The 19,716-nt window shown below is 71.1% G+C and carries 16 protein-coding genes; 13 read left to right on the forward strand and 3 right to left on the reverse strand.

The window, feature by feature from the left end; all coding sequences use genetic code 11:
- The first annotated feature begins 171 nt into the window (after window positions 1-171).
- The 7 genes from rsmD to mutM all read left to right on the forward strand — a co-directional run bounded on the left by rsmD (window position 172) and on the right by mutM (window position 5,331).
- The gene (rsmD, locus tag OHA55_RS23970; RefSeq protein WP_266709592.1) at window positions 172-756 is read left to right on the forward strand and encodes a 16S rRNA (guanine(966)-N(2))-methyltransferase RsmD; all 585 of its coding nucleotides are present in this window, start codon (window positions 172-174) and stop codon (window positions 754-756) included.
- Window positions 757-782: 26 nt separating this feature from the next.
- Window positions 783-1,262 (forward strand): pantetheine-phosphate adenylyltransferase, encoded by a 480-nt coding sequence (gene coaD, locus OHA55_RS23975; protein WP_266711099.1) that lies wholly within the window; start codon window positions 783-785, stop codon window positions 1,260-1,262.
- Between the two features lie 153 nt (window positions 1,263-1,415).
- Window positions 1,416-2,537 (forward strand): cell division initiation protein, encoded by a 1,122-nt coding sequence (locus OHA55_RS23980; RefSeq protein WP_266709594.1) that lies wholly within the window; start codon window positions 1,416-1,418, stop codon window positions 2,535-2,537.
- A gap of 207 nt (window positions 2,538-2,744) precedes the next feature.
- Window positions 2,745-3,353, forward strand: coding sequence for a DUF177 domain-containing protein (locus tag OHA55_RS23985; protein ID WP_266709596.1), 609 nt, complete (start codon window positions 2,745-2,747; stop codon window positions 3,351-3,353).
- A 2-nt stretch (window positions 3,354-3,355) separates the two neighbouring features.
- The gene (gene rpmF, locus OHA55_RS23990) at window positions 3,356-3,529 is read left to right on the forward strand and encodes a 50S ribosomal protein L32 (RefSeq protein WP_003965982.1); all 174 of its coding nucleotides are present in this window, start codon (window positions 3,356-3,358) and stop codon (window positions 3,527-3,529) included.
- Between the two features lie 19 nt (window positions 3,530-3,548).
- Window positions 3,549-4,373: a ribonuclease III gene (gene rnc, locus OHA55_RS23995; RefSeq protein ID WP_266709598.1), complete on the forward strand. Its 825-nt coding sequence runs from the start codon at window positions 3,549-3,551 to the stop codon at window positions 4,371-4,373.
- Window positions 4,374-4,473: 100 nt separating this feature from the next.
- Window positions 4,474-5,331: a bifunctional DNA-formamidopyrimidine glycosylase/DNA-(apurinic or apyrimidinic site) lyase gene (mutM, locus tag OHA55_RS24000; RefSeq protein ID WP_266709600.1), complete on the forward strand. Its 858-nt coding sequence runs from the start codon at window positions 4,474-4,476 to the stop codon at window positions 5,329-5,331.
- A gap of 97 nt (window positions 5,332-5,428) precedes the next feature.
- Here mutM and OHA55_RS24005 read toward each other — a convergent pair whose 3' ends face one another.
- Both OHA55_RS24005 and OHA55_RS24010 read right to left on the reverse strand, forming a co-directional pair.
- A complete protein-coding gene (locus OHA55_RS24005; RefSeq protein WP_266709602.1) occupies window positions 5,429-7,420 on the reverse strand; it encodes a lamin tail domain-containing protein in 1,992 nt (663 codons plus the stop codon).
- Between the two features lie 152 nt (window positions 7,421-7,572).
- Entirely contained in the window at window positions 7,573-8,475 is a 903-nt protein-coding gene (locus OHA55_RS24010) for a CAP domain-containing protein (RefSeq protein WP_266709604.1), read from the reverse strand.
- 166 nt (window positions 8,476-8,641) lie between these two features.
- Here OHA55_RS24010 and OHA55_RS24015 point away from each other — a divergent pair, with 166 nt between their 5' ends.
- From OHA55_RS24015 to ftsY, 5 genes are all read left to right on the forward strand, one after another.
- Window positions 8,642-8,923 carry an acylphosphatase gene (locus tag OHA55_RS24015; protein ID WP_266709606.1) on the forward strand — a complete coding sequence of 94 codons (282 nt, stop codon included), beginning with the start codon at window positions 8,642-8,644 and terminating at the stop codon, window positions 8,921-8,923.
- A 438-nt stretch (window positions 8,924-9,361) separates the two neighbouring features.
- Window positions 9,362-9,571, forward strand: coding sequence for a hypothetical protein (locus OHA55_RS24020; RefSeq protein ID WP_266709608.1), 210 nt, complete (start codon window positions 9,362-9,364; stop codon window positions 9,569-9,571).
- A 394-nt stretch (window positions 9,572-9,965) separates the two neighbouring features.
- Window positions 9,966-13,685 (forward strand): AAA family ATPase, encoded by a 3,720-nt coding sequence (locus tag OHA55_RS24025; RefSeq protein WP_266709610.1) that lies wholly within the window; start codon window positions 9,966-9,968, stop codon window positions 13,683-13,685.
- A gap of 208 nt (window positions 13,686-13,893) precedes the next feature.
- Window positions 13,894-15,312, forward strand: a complete 1,419-nt coding sequence (locus tag OHA55_RS24030) for a sugar porter family MFS transporter (protein ID WP_266709612.1) — start codon at window positions 13,894-13,896, stop codon at window positions 15,310-15,312.
- A gap of 251 nt (window positions 15,313-15,563) precedes the next feature.
- Window positions 15,564-16,766, forward strand: coding sequence for a signal recognition particle-docking protein FtsY (ftsY, locus tag OHA55_RS24035; RefSeq protein ID WP_266709614.1), 1,203 nt, complete (start codon window positions 15,564-15,566; stop codon window positions 16,764-16,766).
- Window positions 16,767-16,847: 81 nt separating this feature from the next.
- Here ftsY and OHA55_RS24040 read toward each other — a convergent pair whose 3' ends face one another.
- Window positions 16,848-17,501, reverse strand: a complete 654-nt coding sequence (locus OHA55_RS24040; RefSeq protein ID WP_266709616.1) for a bifunctional DNA primase/polymerase — start codon at window positions 17,499-17,501, stop codon at window positions 16,848-16,850.
- 451 nt (window positions 17,502-17,952) lie between these two features.
- Here OHA55_RS24040 and OHA55_RS24045 point away from each other — a divergent pair, with 451 nt between their 5' ends.
- Window positions 17,953-19,428 (forward strand): hypothetical protein, encoded by a 1,476-nt coding sequence (locus OHA55_RS24045; protein ID WP_266709618.1) that lies wholly within the window; start codon window positions 17,953-17,955, stop codon window positions 19,426-19,428.
- Window positions 19,429-19,716 lie beyond the last annotated feature (288 nt).

Genomic DNA, 19,716 nt, shown 5'->3' on the forward strand with positions numbered 1-19,716 from the left:
CTCATCGACCAGGAGTGCCCGGGTCCGCCCGGCCCGCGCCGCCCGCACGCCATATCGTGGGACCAGGTTCTTCCGTGCGGACCGGGCCGGCCGGCCCGGCCCGAGCCGCACGGACGACCCCAGAGGCCCGCGACCCCCGCGCGCCCTCCCGCGACCCGAGGACCGACTCCCATGACCCGCGTGATCGCCGGCTCGGCCGGCGGACGCCGCCTGGCCGTACCGCCCGGCAACGGCACCCGCCCCACCTCCGACCGTGCGCGCGAGGGCCTCTTCTCGACCTGGGAAGCGCTGCTCGGCACGCTCGACGGCATCCGGATCGCCGATCTGTACGCGGGCTCCGGCGCGGTCGGCCTCGAAGCGCTCTCCCGGGGCGCGGTCCACGTGCTGCTCGTGGAGGCCGACCCGAAGGCCGTCCGTACCGTCCGTGAGAACGCCCGCGCCGTCGGCCTGCCCGGCGCCGAGGTCCGTACCGGCAAGGCCGAACAGACCGTGTCCGGACCGGCTCCCGCCGACCCGTACGACGTGGTCTTCCTGGACCCGCCCTACGTCGTCACCGACGACGATCTCCGGGAGATCCTGCTCACACTCCGCTCGCGGGGCTGGCTTGGCGAGGGCGCACTCGTCACCGTGGAACGAGCCACCAGAGGCGGGGAATTCGGCTGGCCGGAGGGTTTCGAGCCGTTGAGGTCCCGTCGTTACGGCGAAGCGACCCTTTGGTACGGTCGCGCCGCCTCCACGTGCGAAGACGCACGATGACCGGACCCGGGAGCGAGGGAATCACGTTGCGCCGCGCCGTCTGTCCGGGGTCGTTCGACCCCATCACCAACGGACATCTCGACATCATTGGCCGAGCCTCGAAGCTGTACGACGTCGTACACGTCGCGGTGATGATCAACCAGTCCAAGAAAGGGCTGTTCACCGTCGACGAGCGGATCGAGCTGATCCGCGAAGTCACCTCCGACTTCGGCAACGTCGAGGTCGAGGCCTTCCACGGCCTGCTGGTCGACTTCTGCAAGCAGCGGGAGATCCCGGCCATCGTGAAGGGGCTCAGGGCGGTCAGCGACTTCGACTACGAACTGCAGATGGCCCAGATGAACAACGGCCTCTCCGGTGTCGAGACGCTCTTCGTCCCCACCAACCCCACCTACAGTTTCCTGTCGTCCTCGCTGGTCAAGGAGGTCGCGACCTGGGGCGGAGACGTCTCCCACCTGCTGCCGCCGACCGTCCACGCCGCGCTCCAGCAGCGGCTGGAGCGGCACTGAGGGCAGTCCCGCGATCCCTGGTGGGTGCGCGACGACAGCTGCGGGACGGCCCTCGGGCGTCTGAGCGACCGTCACCCGGTGTCGGACGGGAGCCGACTGGCCTTACAGTCGTCCCGTCCGTCTCCAACAGCGGCAGAGAGTGGCGAGCACACGGTGGACGTGCAGAAGAAGCTCGACGAGATCGTCGAGGCGGTCGGGAACGCCCGGTCCATGCCCATGTCGGCCTCGTGCGTGATCAACCGCGCCGATCTGCTCGGGATGCTCGAAGAGCTCCGCGAAGCACTGCCCGGCTCGCTCGCGCACGCCGAGGAGGTCATCGGCGGCAGTGAGCAGCTCGTCGACCGGGCCCGCCAGGAGGCGGAGCGGATCATCGAGTCCGCCCACGCCGAGCGCGGCTCGCTCGTCTCCGGCACCGAGATCGTCGTACGGGCCCAGGCCGAGGCCGACCGCGTCCTGGCCGAGGCCCGCCGCGAGGCCGCCGAGGTCAAGGCGGAGGCCGACGAGTACGTCGACAGCAAGCTCGCCAACTTCGAGGTCGTCCTCACCAAGACCATCGGTTCCGTGGACCGGGGCCGGGAGAAGCTGCTCGGCCGCAGCCAGGGCCTGGACGAGCAGGGCTACGAGGACCCCGACTTCGCCGAGGCCCCCGAGCGCAGCGCCGACCCGGAGACGCTCCAGCGCCGTGCCGACGAGTACGTCGACACCAAGCTCGGCGCCTTCGAGGCCGTCCTCGGCAAGACCCTGGAAGCGGTGGGCCGCGGCCGGCAGAAGCTGCACGGCCGGGTGGCCACCGACGACCTCGGCGTGCACATGGCCGCCCAGGACGCCGCCGGCGGCCAGGGCCACACCAGCGACGCCGACTATCTGGCGGGTCTGGCCGAGCTCGCCGACCCGGAGCCGCCGCAGGCATCCCCGAACTACCCGGCGCGGCCCCAGTCCCCGTACGCCGAGCCCGTCCAGGCCTACGACTACCAGCAGCCGGTCCAGCAGGACGCGTACGGCTACGAGCAGCCGCAGGACGGTTACGCGCGGCAGGACGGCTACGAGCAGCCGCAGCAGGACGTGTACGCCTACCAGCAGCAGGCGTACGACCCGAACGCCTACCAGCCGCAGGACGGGCTCAGCGGGCAGACCGGGCAGACCGGGCAGCCCGAATACGGATGGGCCGACCAGCAGCAGCCCCAGCAGCCGCAGCCCGCGCTCGACGAGACCAGCCTCTTCGACACCAGCATGATCGACCTGGAGCAGCTGCGCCGGTACGAACAGGGCCACTGACCGGGCGCCGCAAGGCCCCCACCGGTCCGGATTGGGTGCTGAGCGGTACGTCAAGTATCCTGGCTCCTCGGTCGCGCGTATCTCCGCCGATCCCGGCTGCCCGTTTCGACTCCGGAACGGCCGGCCCCTCCCGACGCAGTGCGATGCACATGAATCCCGAAAGCAGGAAAAGCCCTGAACGGCCACCTCGACCACCGCAATCCTCTCGTGTTCGATACGCACGAGCTGGGTCGGCGTCCCGGTGCCCTGAAGCGGCTGACCCGCTCGGTGGAAGCACCGAGGGACCTGGGTATCGACGGCGTCATCGGCGTGCCGGAAGGCGCAACGCTGACGCTGGACCTCCGCCTCGAATCGGTCATGGAAGGGGTGCTCGTCACAGGCACCGCCCGTGCAACCGCCGAGGGGGAGTGCGTAAGGTGTCTGGAGCCGCTGACCTTCGAGGTCGAAGCGGACTTCCAGGAACTGTTCTCGTACCCTGACGCCGACGACCGGGGTCGCAGCAAGACTGCGGACCCGGCCGACGACGCCGAGGACGACGAGGACGAGTTTTTCCTTGAGGACGGCTTGTTCGACCTCGAAACGGTGCTGCGTGACGCGGTAGTGCTCGCACTGCCGATGCAGCCGGTGTGCACGGAGACCTGTGCCGGTCTGTGTTCCGAATGCGGAATCAGGCTGGACGGGAATCCTGGCCACCACCACGATGCCGCCGACCCCCGGTGGGCGGCACTGCAAGGACTCGCCGAGACCGTTCAGGACGGCGAGAAGGACAACATGGGCGGCGCCGAGCCTGGCGTCGACGAGAAGCAGGAGAAGTAGCCGTGGCTGTTCCGAAGCGGAAGATGTCGCGCAGCAACACGCGCCACCGCCGGTCGCAGTGGAAGGCTGCGGTCCCCACCCTGGTTTCGTGCGAGCGTTGCCAGGAGCCGAAGCTCCAGCACATTGCGTGCCCGAGCTGCGGCACGTACAACAAGCGCCAGGTCCTCGAAGTCTGAGTGGCTGGTGAGAGGCACGATGTCTGAGTTGTCCCACGCCAAGAAGCAGGCAGACAACGTCAACACAGCCTCGTCCCACACGCTTCTGGAAGGGCGGCTCGGGTATCACCTTGAGTCCGCCCTTCTGGTGCGTGCGCTGACCCACCGTTCGTTCGCATACGAGAACGGCGGTCTGCCCACCAACGAGCGGCTCGAATTCCTCGGGGATTCGGTGCTCGGCCTGGTGGTCACGGACACGCTGTACCGCACCCACCCCGACCTGCCCGAAGGCCAGCTGGCCAAGTTGCGGGCCGCGGTGGTCAACTCACGTGCACTCGCGGAAGTGGGCCGCGGCCTAGAACTCGGCTCCTTCATCCGGCTCGGCCGCGGTGAAGAGGGCACGGGTGGCCGGGACAAGGCTTCCATCCTCGCCGACACCCTTGAAGCGGTGATCGGCGCGGTCTATCTCGATCAGGGCCTCGACGCGGCCTCGGAGCTGGTCCACCGGCTCTTCGACCCGCTCATCGACCGGTCCTCGAACCTCGGTGCCGGCCTGGACTGGAAGACCAGTCTCCAGGAGCTCACCGCGAGCGAGGGTCTCGGAGTTCCCGAGTACCTCGTCACGGAGACCGGCCCGGACCACGAGAAGATCTTTACTGCTGCCGCTCGCGTCGGTGGTGTCTCGTACGGCACCGGCACCGGTCGTAGCAAGAAGGAAGCGGAGCAGCAGGCGGCCGAGTCCGCCTGGCGCGAGATCAGCGCCGCCGCCGAAGCGAGGGCGACCGCGGAGAAGTCCGCGATCGACGCAGGGGCCGCCGACACCCCTGCCGAACCCCCGCGGGACACGGACGTTTCTCCGGCCTGACCCCGTTCGCGACCCCCCGGTGCCCCGTGCGCCGGGGGGTCGTGGCATTTCCCGTCACCTTCCCCCGATTTCCCCCCTGGCTCTCTGGAGGAGCTTCACCGTGCCCGAGCTGCCCGAGGTCGAAGTCGTACGCCGGGGTCTGGAACGCTGGGTCGCCGGCCGGACCGTCTCCGAGGTGGAGGTCATGCACCCGCGCTCGGTGCGACGCCACCTCGCGGGCGGGGTGGACTTCGCGGCCCGGCTGACCGGCACGCGTCTGGGAACCGCCATGCGGCGCGGCAAGTACCTGTGGATTCCGCTGGAGGACGAGCCCGTCTCCCTCCTCGGCCATCTCGGGATGAGCGGCCAGCTGCTGGTACGGCCCTTCGACGCCCCGGACGAGAAGCACCTGCGGATCAGGATGCGCTTCGACGACACCCTCGGCACCGATCTGCGCTTCGTCGACCAGCGCACCTTCGGCGGGCTCTCGCTGCACCCCACCACCGCGGACGGGCTCCCCGACGTCATCGCGCACATCGCCCGCGACCCCCTCGACCCCGCCTTCGACGACGCGGCCTTCCACACCGCGCTGCGCCTGCGCCGTACGACGGTCAAACGGGCCCTGCTCGACCAGTCGCTGATCAGTGGCGTCGGCAACATCTACGCGGACGAGGCGCTCTGGCGCGCGAAACTCCACTACGACCGGGCCACCGCGACCCTCACCCGCCCCAAGTCCGCCGAGCTGCTCGGCCACGTCCGGGACGTGATGAACGCGGCGCTCGCCCAGGGCGGCACCAGCTTCGACAGCCTGTACGTCAACGTGAACGGTGAATCCGGCTACTTCGACCGTTCGCTCGACGCCTACGGCCGCGAGGGCGAGCCCTGCCACCGCTGCGGCACCGCCATGCGCCGCCGCCCCTGGATGAACCGCTCCAGCTACTTCTGCCCGAACTGCCAGCGGCCGCCCCGGGCGCGGTGAAGCCGGTTCGGCCCGGCGACGCACGGACGGGCCGGTCCACGACGACGGCGGCCGCCCGGAACCCCAAGGTCCCGGGCGGCCGCCGTCACTGTCGGGATCAGCAGGGGAAGGTGCCGCGGTAGAGCGCGTGTCCGTACGAGGAGCTCCCGGAGCCGAAGCCGTAGACGCCGTCGTCGCTCCAGACCGCTTCGCGCAGGCCGGCGACGCACGTGGAAGCCGGCGCGAGGGCGAAGCCCTCCAGGTTGTCGGCCGGCATGACGGCCGGGTTCGTGTAGGTCACGTCCGGCACGATCGAGCCGGTGGAGCCGACCTTCATGAAGGTGTGCGTCTCGCCGCAGGTGTTGTCGCAGGTCGCGACGAGGCGCTGGGTACCGGCGTCGAACATCACGTCCATCACGGAGGTCTTGCCGGTGGCGATCGTCGCGAACGTGGTGAAGGTACCGTCGGAGTTCAGGCCGTAGACGTGCAGCGAGCCGTCGTACTCCAGCCCGGCGAAGAACAGGCCGGCCCCGTGTGACGGGTAATTCGCCGGGTCGTAGGCGGCGTGGGTGAGCGGGTCGATCCAGCCGTTCGCGGTCAGCCAGGTGTCCGGCACGTACCCGACACCCTCGAAGCCCAGGTTGGCGTCGTCCTTGTCACCGGTGTCCAACTGCGGGAACTGCGCGGTCATGTCCCACTGGTGCACCGGCGTCAGCGTCGAACCGGTCGCCGTCGGGTCGAACTCCAGGATGGTGTCCTTGGGCGCCGTGTTCTTGGTGTTGTCGCGCTCGGAGGTGACGTAGAGGTGGCCGTTGCCGCCGATCGTCAGACCCTCGGAGTCCGGCTCGCCGGAGCCGCCCGCGAAGCGGATCTGCTTGCCGGTCGCGCTCCAGGACGCGTCCGGAATCCACTTGCCGTTGCTTTTGACCAGCTTGTAGAGCCAGTTCTTGTTCTTGGCGGCCCACAGCACCGACGGGTTGGCCGGGTCGAATGCCAGGCCGCTCACGTCCCGGCCTTCCGGGCCGGTGGACGTGGTGAACGCACAGACGTCGTCCGCGATCGTGACGTCCGCCCCGCCGGGCCACGCGAGGGTGCCGGTCGGCGTGGAGCCCGTACCGGAGGCCGATTCGGGGGTGCAGCCGCTGGTGAGGGAACCGCCGCCGCCCAGCAGCTCGCCGGCAGGGGTGCCGCCGCCGGTACCGCCGCCGGTACCACCGTCGCTGCCCGAGCAGGAGTTCACGGCGCCGGGGGTCGCGGTCGCGGCGGTCCGGAACGAACCGGTGCCGTTGGCACAGCGCTCGGCAGACGGCTTGGCTCCGTCGGTCGCCCAGGTCACCGAGTCGACGGTGTTGCCGCTGCCGTCGACGAGGAAGACCGAGTCGTTGTCGCCCAGCCCGGTGGAGGAGGCGAACGTGAGGTATCCACCCGCGGGGATGCTCGTCGCGCTCGGCGAGGAGGACGAGACCGACACCGGAGAGTGGGAGGTGTCGTTGTCGGAGTACTTCCACGACCCGAGGCTGACGGCGCTGGTCCCGCCGTTGTAGAGCTCCACGGTGTCGGAGCCGTTCGAGGAGACCTCGTTGATCCGCACCCGGCTCGCCGCGGGCGCCGACGACGGACAGCCGGCGGTGTTCGCGGCGCCGAACGTGGCCGCCGAGGTCGTGGTGACCCACGCCCCGGTGCCGTCGCCGCCGCAACGGGCCATCGCGGGCTTCGCCTTGTCGGTCGCCCAGTCGACGCGGTCGACCACCGTGCCGCCGGATGTGAAGAGGACCAGCTTGTCCGAGTCGCCGAGTCCCTTCGGCGAGTTGAAGGTGACGAAGCCACCGGCGGGGATCGTGCCGGCGGACGGGCTGAACGACTGAGGCGAGAAGCTGTCGTCGGACATCTTCCAGCCGCTGATGCTCACGGCGGTCGAGCCGGTGTTGTACAGCTCCACCGTGTCGTTGTTCGACGAGGTGACTTCGTTGATCCGGACGTTCTGGTAGCCGGTCGGGTCCGCGGCAGCCGCGGGCTGCGCGGCCAGGACTCCCGTGACGAGAAGTCCTGAGAGCGTCAGAGCGGTGGCGGCTGCGGAGGCGACGCCGGCACGTGTGGGTGAGGTAGGCACGAGGGAGAATTCTCGTGACGCGTTCTGGAGCGGAGGTGCACTCCGGCTGAACGCCGAGAACTGGTCACCCGAACGCCAGGCTGCGCACCCACACGCCCCGCCGGTCTCTCACGGCGGCGTCCCGGGCCACGGCCCGGGACGCGCGCGACTCCTCAGAAGCCGAAGTCCTGCGTCCACCAGGGGCCGCCGTCGGCGATGTAGACGCCGACGCCCAGGGTCGTGTAATCGCAGTTGAGAATGTTTGCGCGGTGGCCTTCGCTGTTCATCCAGCTGTCCATCACGGCCTGCGCGTCGGCCTGGCCGCGGGCGATGTTCTCCCCGCCGAGGTTGGTGATGCCCGCCGCCGCCGCGCGGTCCCAGGGGGTGTCGCCGTCCGGGTCGGTGTGGTCGAAGAAGTCGCGGGCCGCCATGTCCTGGCTGAAGTTCTGGGCCAGCGAGGTCAGCGAGGAGCTGAGCGTCACCGGGCTGCAGCCGACCTTCGACCGCTCCTGGTTGACCAGGGTGAGCACCGCGGTCTGCGCGGAGGTGTCCGGGGCCGGCTCGGGTGCCTCGGTCTTCGGTGCGGCCGTGGTGGGGGCCGGTGCCGCGGCGGCGGTGGACTTCGCCGGGGCGGGCGCCGCGGTCGTCTTCGTCACCGAGGGGGTGGCGGACGGTGTGGGGCTCGCGGTCTTCTCCGTGGGGGACGCGGAGGGGGAGGCCGACTTCGAGGGGGCCTCGGGCCGCTCGCTGCCCCGGCTCGCCGGGGTGGGCGCCGTACGGCCCGTCGGGTCGGCGCTCGCGGTGCCCTGGGTGAGCAGGTCCGGAGCTCCGGCGGAGTCGGCGCGGTCGGCGTGCGAGCTGTCGCTCAGGCCGTACGTCTCGCCGCCCGGGAGCATCCCGGTGGCGCCGGCGACGGCGCCGACCGCCACGGCGGCGGATATCCCGAGCAGCCCGGCCCGTACCGGCAGCGGCACCCGGCGCTTCGACGGGCGCGTGCGGCCGTGCCGTCCTCCGGAGGGCACCGGGGCGGTTTCGTCAGCGGCGGCGCCTGCGGCGGATCGTCGGTGGCGTCCCATGCGCTGTGCCTTCCTCATGCCGTTCGGCCGCCGCCCGTGGTCTCCGGGGGCGTCACCGTGTCCGTGGCACTCACCCGATCGGGTGAGGTCCTTGCGGCCGGACTGTACGCCATGACCGGACGGCCGCGAGGGGCTTCGAGCGGCTCCGTACGGTTAGCGTTCCCGTATGAGCGAAGACGCAAGACTCGTGGTGTGGGTACGCGGCCGAGTACAGCAAGTAGGGTTCCGCTGGTTTACCAGGGCAAACGCTCTGGAGATCGGCGGGCTGGCCGGCTTCGCGCTCAATCTGGACGACGGCAGGGTGCAGGTCGTCGCCGAGGGAGCACGTGAGAATTGCCACCGTCTGCTGGACTGGCTGCGCTCCGACGACACGCCCGGACGCGTGGACGGAGTCACTGAGATCTGGGACACCCCGCGCGGCGGTTACGACGGGTTCGCCATCCGGTGACCGCCGCGCCGGACGCCGGGTCGCGGAGGTCGTCCGCCCGGCGCTCGCGCCGCCCCGCCGTGGCGTGCGCCGGGGCGGCGGTACCCGGAGTGACCTGCGGCGGAATCCCGGTGCGCCCCGGTGTTGCCAAAGGGGGGCGGGCATGCGAAGCTACCCGGTTGACCAAGATCGCCGAGGCCTCCCGGCCGTCCGCCGACGGCGGTCCGGGTGATCCCCGGGTCGGGCCGCCCCGGGGATGGCGGCGCCCACGGGGTGTGATCGTGTTGACCGTCAAACTTTTTGGTGAGACTCTGAAATCCCCGCGCACCTCAGCTGTCCGACAGGGCTGTTTCCGCAGCAACCGCAGTGATGACAAGAGCACTGCCGGGCATCGCGGGTGCGATTCCCTCACGACCCACACCGCTTCGGTCGGTCACTCAGTGTGGAGGACCATCCATCATGGCAAAGGCGCTTCTCGGTTACGTCGGCGGTTCCGACCCGCGACTCCTCGCCGAGATGCGACGGCTCCAGAAGCGCGTCCAGGACCTGGAATCCGAGCTCGTACGGATCCAGGACGAGAACGACGCGCTCAACGCCGCCGCTCAGCACCAGTCGCTGCTCGACGGCATCGACATCGACGTACCCCAGGCAGAGCCCGCTCTGACCTGACCGGTCGCCCGCAAGGGGCCGGCCGGGCCCGCAGACAACTCAGCGGCCCGGGAGCGTTTCTGGATCGTCTTCACCGCGGATCGGCGGTACCGGACATCGTGATCGACCGTGATCACGGCTGTACGGCCACTGATCCGCCGTGCGGGACGGTCCGCGGGTCCGGACCACTCGGACCCGTGCGCGGGAGCGGATCCCGCATGCGCCACGTTTTACCAGGGACGCTTCGGCGTCCCTTCTTTCTTTCCCCCTCGCGTCAACCCGGCTACCGGGTCCGCCCCTGCCCCGCCCCTCGTCCCGCACCGCTTTCCCCACGGCGATCAGTGGTGCGGTTAACGTCAGATGTGCCCTGCACCCTCAGCGGTGAAACCGTGTGCGAAAGGTAGAGTCCGGCGGCGTGCACCTCAAGGCCCTGACACTGCGCGGCTTCAAGTCGTTCGCCTCCGCCACCACGCTGCGCTTCGAACCGGGGATCACCTGCGTCGTCGGTCCCAACGGGTCGGGCAAATCCAATGTGGTGGACGCGCTTTCCTGGGTCATGGGGGAACAGGGGGCCAAGTCCCTGCGCGGCGGCAAGATGGAGGACGTCATCTTCGCCGGGACGACCGGGCGCCCCCCGCTCGGCCGCGCCGAAGTCTCGCTGACCATCGACAACTCGGACGGCGCGCTGCCCATCGAGTACGCCGAGGTGACGATCACCCGGATCATGTTCCGCAACGGCGGCAGCGAGTACCAGATCAACGGCGACACCTGCCGGCTGCTCGACATCCAGGAACTCCTCTCCGACTCCGGCATCGGCCGCGAGATGCATGTCATCGTCGGCCAGGGCCAGTTGGACTCCGTCCTGCACGCCGACCCGATGGGACGCCGGGCGTTCATCGAGGAGGCCGCCGGGGTCCTCAAACACCGCAGGCGCAAGGAGAAGGCGCTGCGGAAACTCGACGCGATGGGCGCCAACCTCGCCCGCGTCCAGGACCTCACCGAGGAACTCCGCCGGCAGCTCAAACCGCTCGGCCGGCAGGCCGCCGTCGCCCGGCGGGCCGCGGTCATCCAGGCCGATCTGCGCGACGCCAGGCTGCGGCTGCTCGCCGACGACCTGGTGACCCTGCGGGACGCGCTGCGCGAGGAGATCGCCGACGAGGCCGAGTCGAAGCGCCGCAAGGAGTCCGCGGAGGCGCGGCTGAAGGAGGCGCTCGCCCGCGAGGCCGAGCTGGAGGGAGAGGTCCGCCGCCTCGCCCCGCGCCTTCAGCGGGCCCAGCAGAGCTGGTACGAACTCTCCCAACTGGCCGAACGGGTCAGGGGAACCGTCTCGCTCGCCGACGCGAGGGTGAAGAGCGCGGCCGCCGTCCCCGAGGAGGAGCGGCGCGGACGGGACCCCGAGGACATGGAGCGCGAGGCCGCCCGCATCCGCGAGCAGGAAGCGGAGTTGACCGCAGCCCTGGAAGCCGCGGAACACGCGCTGGAGGACACCGCCGGCCACCGGGCCGAACTGGAACGCGAACTGGCCGCCGAGGAACGACGCCTCAAGGACGCCGCACGGGCCCTCGCGGACCGCAGGGAAGGGCTCGCCCGGCTCGGCGGCCAGGTCAACGCGGCCCGCAGCAGGGCCGCCGCGGCCCAGGCGGAGATCGACCGCCTCGCGGACTCCCGGGACGGAGCCAGGGAACGGGCCACCGCCGCCCAGGAGGAGTACGAGCAGCTCAAGGCCGAGGTCGACGGACTCGACGCGGACGACGCCCGGCTGGCCGAGGAGCACGCGGACGCACGCCGGGACCTCGCCGAGGCCCAGGCCGCGCACGGCGGAGCGCGCGACGCCGCGACCGCGGCGGAACGCAGCCGGGCCGCCACCGCCGCCCGCCACGACGCCCTCGCGCTCGGGCTGCGCCGCAAGGACGGTACGGGCGCACTGCTCGCCGCCCCGGACCGGCCGGCCGGGCTGCTCGGCCCCGCCGCCCGCCTCCTCGACGTCGAACCCGGGTACGAGGTGGCGGTGGCCGCCGCACTCGGTGCGGCCGCCGACGCCGTGGCGGCGACCGGGCCCGCCGCGGCCGCCGAGGCGATCCGGCTGCTCCGCGCCGAGGACGCGGGCCGCGCCGCACTGCTGCTCGGGGGTACGGAGCCTCCCGGCGGCCCGGACGCGGAACCCGGACGCGTACCGGCGCAGGGCGGCGACCAGGCGGCACCCGGGCGTCCGGCGGCGGTACCGCCGCAGGCCGTGGCCGTCGAGTCGGCCGCGCCCGTGTCCGTACCGGCCGGGGAGCCGGGCGGCGCTGCCGCGGCGACGGGCGACGCCCGCCCCGAGGTCCGTACCGGCGCGGGCCGGCCGGTCGCCACGCTGGTCCGCGCACCGGGCGGACTCATGGCGGCCGTGCGGGTGCTGACCCGGGACATGGTCGTGGTGGCGACCCTGGAGGACGCGGAACGGCTCGTCGCCGCCGAACCGGGACTCACCGCCGTCACCGCCGAGGGCGACGTGCTCTCCGCCCACTTCGCGCACGGCGGATCGGCCGGGGCGCCCAGCCTGCTGGAGGTGCAGGCGTCCGTCGACGAGGCCGCGGCCGAGCTGGCCTCGCTCGTCGTGCGCTGCGAGGAACTCGCCGAGGCCCAGCGGCTCGCGGGTGATCGGCGCAAGGACGCCGCCGCCCGCGTCGAGGCCCTGGAAGAGCGCCGCAGGACGGCCGACCGGGAGAAGTCCAAGACCGCCCAGCAACTGGGCCGGCTCGCCGGACAGGCCAGGGGAGCGGCGGGCGAGGCCGAGCGGACCGCTTCCTCCGCCGCCCGCGCCGAGGAGGCGCTGGAACGCGCCACCGAGGAGGCCGAGACGCTGGCCGAACGCCTGCTGGTCGCCGAGGAGACGCCCCTGGCGGAGGAACCGGACACCGCGCGGCGAGACCGGCTCGCGGCCGACGGAGCGAACGCCCGCCAGACCGAGATGGAGGCCCGCCTCCAGGTCCGTACCCACGAGGAGCGGGTGAAGGGGCTCGCGGGCCGGGCCGACTCCCTCGACCGGGGAGCCAGGGCCGAACGCGAGGCCCGCGCCCGCGCCGAGCAGCGCCGCGCCCGGCTGCGCCACGAAGCGGAGGTGGCCGCCGCGGTCGCCTCGGGCGCCCGGCAACTGCTCGCGCACGCCGAGGTGTCCGTCGTACGGGCCGGGGAGGAGCGTGCGGCGGCCGAGGCGGCCAAGGCCGAGGGGGAGAGCGCGCTCTCCGCCGCCCGCGCGGAGGGCCGGGACCTCAAGGGGGAGCTGGACAAGCTCACCGACTCGGTCCACCGGGGCGAGGTGCTGGGCGCCGAGAAGCGGATGCGGGTGGAGCAGCTGGAGGCGAAGGCGCTGGAGGAGCTGGGCGTCGAACCTTCGGCCCTGGTCGCCGAGTACGGCCCCGGCCGGCCGGTGCCCCCGTCGCTCCCGGCCGAGGGCGAAGAGGTGCCCGAGGACCCCGAGCACCCGCGCAACCAGCCCCGGCCGTTCGTCCGTGCCGAACAGGAGAAGCGGCTGAAGTCGGCCGAACGGGCGTACCAGCAACTCGGAAAGGTGAATCCGCTCGCGTTGGAGGAGTTCGCCGCGCTGGAGGAGCGCCACCAGTTCCTGGCCGAGCAACTGGACGACCTGCGGAAGACCCGGGCCGACCTCCTCCAGGTCGTCAAGGAGGTCGACGAGCGGGTCGAGCGGGTCTTCACCGAGGCGTACCACGACACCGCCCGCGAGTTCGAGGGTGTCTTCTCCCGGCTCTTCCCGGGCGGCGACGGACGGCTGGTCCTCACGGACCCGGAACACATGCTCACCACCGGCGTCGACGTGGAGGCGCGTCCGCCGGGGAAGAAGGTGAAGCGGCTGTCGCTGCTCTCCGGCGGTGAACGGTCCCTGACGGCGGTGGCCCTGCTGGTCGCCATCTTCAAGGCCAGGCCGAGCCCGTTCTACGTGATGGACGAGGTGGAGGCGGCCCTCGACGACACCAATCTGCAGCGGCTCATCCGCATCATGGAGGAGCTCCAGGAAAGCTCGCAGCTGATCGTGATCACGCACCAGAAGAGGACGATGGAGGTCGCGGACGCCCTGTACGGGGTTTCCATGCAGGGTGACGGTGTATCGAAAGTCATCAGTCAGCGTCTTCGCTGAATCTTCACGTAATTCCCTGTGCTGCTTCACGCGAATGGCTCGGACCCGGGTAGGTGTGCGCTCTCGCACACGCTCGAATTCGAGTATCGAACGGATGATCTCCGACGCATCCCCTGCGTATTCAAGTGGTGGCGAACTGTTTCGTATGCGCCACTTAAAGGGCTCATCCATCCACGTCTGACATTGCGGGCAGGCACCAGGAGTTCATGTGACCAGCAGAGTGCAAGGACCGGAGTCCGGAGCCAGGGGGGCTCACCCGGACCACATCGGGCACGTCATCTTCATCACGGCCGCCGCCGCGATGGGCGGCTTCCTGTTCGGCTACGACAGTTCCGTGATCAACGGTGCCGTCGAGGCCATCCGCGACCGGTACGACATCGGGTCCGGAACCCTCGCCCAGGTCATCGCCATCGCTCTGATCGGCTGTGCCATCGGCGCCGCGACGGCGGGACGCATCGCCGACCGCATCGGCCGTATCCGGTGCATGCAGATCGCCGCGGTGCTGTTCACCGTCAGCGCGGTCGGTTCGGCACTCCCCTTCGCGCTCTGGGACCTGGCGATGTGGCGCATCATCGGCGGCTTCGGCATCGGCATGGCCTCCGTCATCGGCCCCGCCTACATCGCCGAGGTCTCGCCGCCCGCCTACCGGGGCCGGCTCGGCTCCTTCCAGCAGGCCGCGATCGTCATCGGCATCGCGATCTCGCAGCTGGTCAACTACGGCATCCTCCAGATCGCGGACGGTGACCAGCGCGGCAAGATCGGCGGGCTGGAGGCCTGGCAGTGGATGCTCGGCGTGATGGTGGTGCCCGCCGTCCTGTACGGGCTGCTCTCCTTCGCCATCCCCGAGTCGCCGCGCTATCTGATCTCGGTCGGCAAGAAGGAACGGGCCCGCAAGATCCTCTCCGAGGTGGAGGGGAAGAACGTCGACCTGGACGCCCGCGTCGCCGAGATCGAGACGGCCATGCACCGGGAGCACAAGTCCTCCTTCAAGGACCTGCTGGGCAGCCGCTTCGGCTTCCTGCCCATCGTCTGGGTCGGTATCGGACTGTCGATCTTCCAGCAGCTCGTCGGCATCAACGTCGCCTTCTACTACTCGGCGACGCTGTGGCAGTCGGTCGGCATCGACCCGACGGACTCGTTCTTCTACTCGTTCACGACCTCGATCGTGAACATCATCGGTACGGTCATCGCGATGGTCCTGGTCGACCGGGTCGGCCGCAAACCGCTCGCGCTCACCGGTTCCGTCGGTATGGCCATCGCCCTGGCCTTCGAGGCGTGGGCCTTCTCGGCCAAGCTGGTCGACGGGAAGCTGCCCAACACGGAAGGCACCGTGGCGCTGATCGCCGCCCACGTCTTCGTGCTCTTCTTCGCCCTGTCCTGGGGTGTCATCGTCTGGGTCTTCCTCGGCGAGATGTTCCCCAACCGCATCCGCGCCGCGGCCCTGGGCGTCGCGGCCTCCGCGCAGTGGATCGCCAACTGGGCCATCACCGCGAGCTTCCCGAGCCTCGCGGACTGGAACCTCTCGGCGACCTACATCATCTACACCTGCTTCGCGACCCTCTCCATCCCCTTCGTGCTGCTGTTCGTGAAGGAGACCAAGGGCAAGGCCCTGGAGGAGATGGGCTGATCCGCCCACACCGCCCGCGCCCGCGCCTGCTCCGCCGCGCCTGCTCCGCCGCCCCGGCTCCGGCCGGGGCGGCGGCGTTCCCCGGGCCGGACGCTTACGGATGCCGCGTCCCCCGCCGCGATTCTGACGTGTCCTCGCCGTGTCCCCGCTCACCACAATGACCGCCAAAAGGTGCAAAGTAGGGCATTGGATATCGAGGGTCCGTCCGAGGCAGCTCCCGGGCCCCGCCCGTGGCCGATACTGGACGGGTTATGGAAATCGTCATCCTTGCTGTAGTCATCGCCCTGGTCGCTGTCGGCCTGATCAGCGGGCTCGTGGTCAGCAGCCGCAAGAAGAAGCAGCTGCCGCCCTCGGCGCCGTCGAGCACGCCGACCATCACTCCTCCCGCCGAACCCCGTGTCGGCGAGGAGCCCGAGGCGCCGCGCGACGAAGCGCGGCGCACCATCGAGGACGCCGGTCTCCCGGACACGGAGGCCCCCGCCGGGGAGGCCCCGGCCGCCGCCGCGGAAGCCCCCGCCCTCGACGTCCCCGAGCCGACCGCGGGCCGTCTCGTACGGCTCCGGGCCCGGCTCGCCCGCTCGCAGAACTCCCTCGGCAAGGGGCTGCTCACGCTCCTGTCCCGGGACAACCTCGACGAGGACACCTGGGAGGAGATCGAGGACACCCTCCTCACCGCCGACGTCGGCGTGGCTCCCACCCAGGAGCTCGTCGAGCGCCTGCGTGAACGCGTCCGGGTGCTCGGCACCCGTACCCCCGAGGAACTCCGCGCCCTGCTGCGCGAGGAGCTGATCACCCTGCTGGGCCCCGACCTCGACCGCGAGGTCAGGACCGAGGGCGGCGCCGAGACCCCGGGCGTCGTGATGGTCGTCGGTGTCAACGGCACCGGCAAGACCACCACCACCGGCAAGCTGGCCCGGGTGCTCGTGGCCGACGGCCGCAGCGTGGTGCTCGGCGCGGCCGACACCTTCCGCGCCGCCGCCGCCGACCAGCTCCAGACCTGGGGCGAGCGCGTCGGAGCGCGTACGGTACGCGGCCCCGAGGGCGGTGACCCCGCGTCGATCGCCTTCGACGCCGTGAAGGAGGGCATCGCCGAGGGCGCGGACGTCGTGCTCATCGACACGGCGGGCCGGCTGCACACCAAGACCGGTCTGATGGACGAGCTCGGCAAGGTCAAGCGCGTCGTGGAGAAGCACGGCCCGCTCGACGAGATCCTGCTCGTGCTCGACGCCACCACCGGCCAGAACGGCCTGGTCCAGGCCCGGGTCTTCGCCGAGGTCGTGGACATCACCGGCATCGTCCTGACCAAGCTCGACGGCACCGCCAAGGGCGGCATCGTCATCGCCGTCCAGCGCGAGCTGGGCGTCCCGGTGAAGCTCATCGGGCTCGGCGAGGGACCGGACGACCTGGCCCCGTTCGAGCCGGGTGCCTTCGTGGACGCGCTGATCGGCGACTGACCGCCACGCGCATCCCGCACGCACGCCGATGGGCGGCGGCCCTCGATCGGGGGCCGCCGCCCATCGGCGTTCTCCGCGCCGTTACGTGCGGTGGCAGCTGTACGCCAGGGTGCCGAGCAGCAGCCGGGCCGGCGGGGGAGCGGCCGCGGTGTCCAGGGCCGGCGGACGCAGCCAGCGGACCGGGCCGAGGCCGCCGAGGTCGCAGGGCGGCGCGGTGATGTGGGTGCCGGGACCGAGGGCGCGCAGGTCGAGCGGGGCGTCGTCCCAGCCCATCCGGTACAGCAGTTCCGGAAGCTGGGCGGCGGCTCCGGGGGCGACGAAGAACTGGGCCCGGCCGTCAGGGGTCACCGCCACCGGACCGAGCGGCAGCCCCATCCGCTCCAGCCGGACCAGCGCCCGCCGGCCGGCCGCCTCCGCCACCTCCAGGATGTCGAAGGCCCGGCCCACCGGCAGCATCATCGAGGCTCCCGGCACCTCGGCCCAGGCGCAGGCCGCGTCGTCGACGGAGGCCCCGGCCGGAACCTCGCGGGCGGACTCCAGCGGATGGGCGCCGGGTGCGGCGCAGCGCCGGTCGCCGCAGGAGCAGCTGCGCGAGCCGGTCCGTGCGCGGGCACCGGGCCGTACGGCCCATCCCCACAGGCCCGTGTACTCCGCCACGGCCGTGCTCCCGGCCGTGCGGTCGCGTCGCCGCGTCCCGGATCGCAGCTCACGGATACCGCCGATCGTGAAGCCCATGCCCCCTCCAACGGGTCCGACGCGCCGATGGTTACGTGGCTGCGGGGTCCCTGGGCCGGCCGCCGGCCCCTGAGTACTCCCGTGGGCCCCGAACGGGCGGCGCACGGGAGTGCTCAGGGGTGGTGCGATCCGTCCCGCACAACCCGAAGCACTCCTTCGCGCCCCTGTTGTTCGGCGCCTGTCAAGTCAAGCGCGCGCCGCGCCGGACAGCTTCATTCGAAGGGGTGGCGAATGGTGGCGTTTCTGAATTCGCCCTCGCGGCGAGGGTGATCGTAGGATTACCGTCGGTACACGGACTCTGGGAGTATGAGCACCCGCGGGTATGCCGGTGGCAACCCGATTTCTTGTTCGATGGCGGGCAACTTCCGTACGGGCGGCACCGGGTTACGGCATTCTGGGTAGCTGGGCAGAGGTTCGCGCGAAGAGGTTTCGGCGAGATGGGGGCGTTCCGGTGAGTGGCAGCGGCGCAGGCGATACGAATGCCGGAAAGCGCCCCAACGGGCAATTGGGATCATGGTTCGTGCGCAGCGGCTGGTCCAAGGGCGAGCTCGCGCGCCAGGTCAACCGGCGGGCCCGCCAGATGGGGGCCCACCACATCAGCACGGACACCTCGCGGGTGCGGCGGTGGCTCGACGGTGAACAGCCCCGCGAGCCGATCCCGCGCATCCTGTCGGAACTCTTCTCCGAGCGCTTCGGCAGCGTCGTCGCCGTGGAGGACCTCGGGCTGCGGACCGCCCACACGTCCCCCTCCGTCTCCGGCGTGGACCTGCCCTGGGCGGGCCCGCAGACCGTCGCCCTGCTCAGCGAGTTCTCCCGCAGCGATCTGATGCTCGCCCGCCGGGGATTCCTCGGTTCCTCGCTCGCGCTCGCCGCGGGACCCGCGCTGATCGAGCCCATGCAGCGCTGGCTGGTGCCCGTCACCCCCACCGGTCCCGCCGAACCGGAATCGCCCGCGTCCGCCCGCCGCCCCTCCCGCCTCTCCAAGCCCGAACTCGACCTGCTGGAGTCCACCACGGCGATGTTCCGCCAGTGGGACGCGCAGTGCGGCGGCGGACTGCGCCGCAAGGCCGTGGTCGGTCAACTCCACGAGGTCACCGACCTGTTGCAGGAGCCCCAGCCGTCGGCCACCGCGGTGCGGCTCTTCCGCTGCGCCGCCGAACTCGCCGAGCTGGCGGGCTGGATGAGCTACGACGTCGGTCTCCAGCCCACCGCCCAGAAGTACTTCGTGCTCGCCCTGCACGCGGCCAAGGAGGCCGGGGACAAGTCGCTGGGCTCGTACATCCTCTCCAGCATGAGCCGGCAGATGATCCACCTCGGCCGCCCCGACGACGCCCTCGAACTCATCCACCTCGCGCAGTACGGCAGCCGGGAGTGCGCGACGGCCCGCACCCAGTCGATGCTGTATGCGATGGAGGCCCGCGCCTACGCCAACATGGGCCAGCCCGCGAAGTGCAAGCGCGCGGTCCGCATGGCCGAGGACACCTTCCTCGACGCCGGCCTGGACGACGAGCCGGAGCCCGACTGGATCAAGTTCTTCTCCGAGGCCGAGCTCAACGGCGAGAACGCCCACTCCTACCGTGACCTGGCCTATGTCGCCGGCCGCAGCCCCACGTACGCCTCGCTCGCCGAACCCGCGATGGCCAGAGCGGTCAAGCTCTTCGCCGAGGACGACGAGCACCACCGCAGTTACGCGCTCAACCTCATCGGCATGGCCACCGTCCATCTGCTCAAGCGCGAGCCCGAGCAGTCCATGGTGCTGGCGGGCCAGGCGCTCGCCGTCGCCAGGAAGGTCCGCTCCGAGCGCGTCAACACCCGTCTGCGCAAGACCGTCGACGCCGCTGCCAGGGACTTCGGCGACGTGGCCGACGTCGCACACCTCACCGAGGCGCTCAGCGACCAGCTGCCGGAGACCGCCGAAGCGGTCTGATCCGGCCCCGTAACCACCGGCCGCGGCGGCCACCCCGCGAACCACCGACCGGCCCTTGCGGGCCAGGTGAGCGGGGTGTCGCCGTGGCCGGTTCGCGTGTCGCGGGACTTCAACCGCACCGTATGCGGCATGGACCGCATGGTAGGCGGGACACCGGTTACGTCGCTCCGGGTTCATGTCGACGTAACACTCCCAGCGGCTTCGTCACTGCGGCGAAACACCGAGCGGCATCCGTGGAAACGGTGCTCCGCCAATCTTCTGGCGCATAAGGCCCGCACCTTTTCCCAG

The organism is Streptomyces sp. NBC_00102 (assembly GCF_026343115.1).
GTDB lineage: Bacteria > Actinomycetota > Actinomycetes > Streptomycetales > Streptomycetaceae > Streptomyces.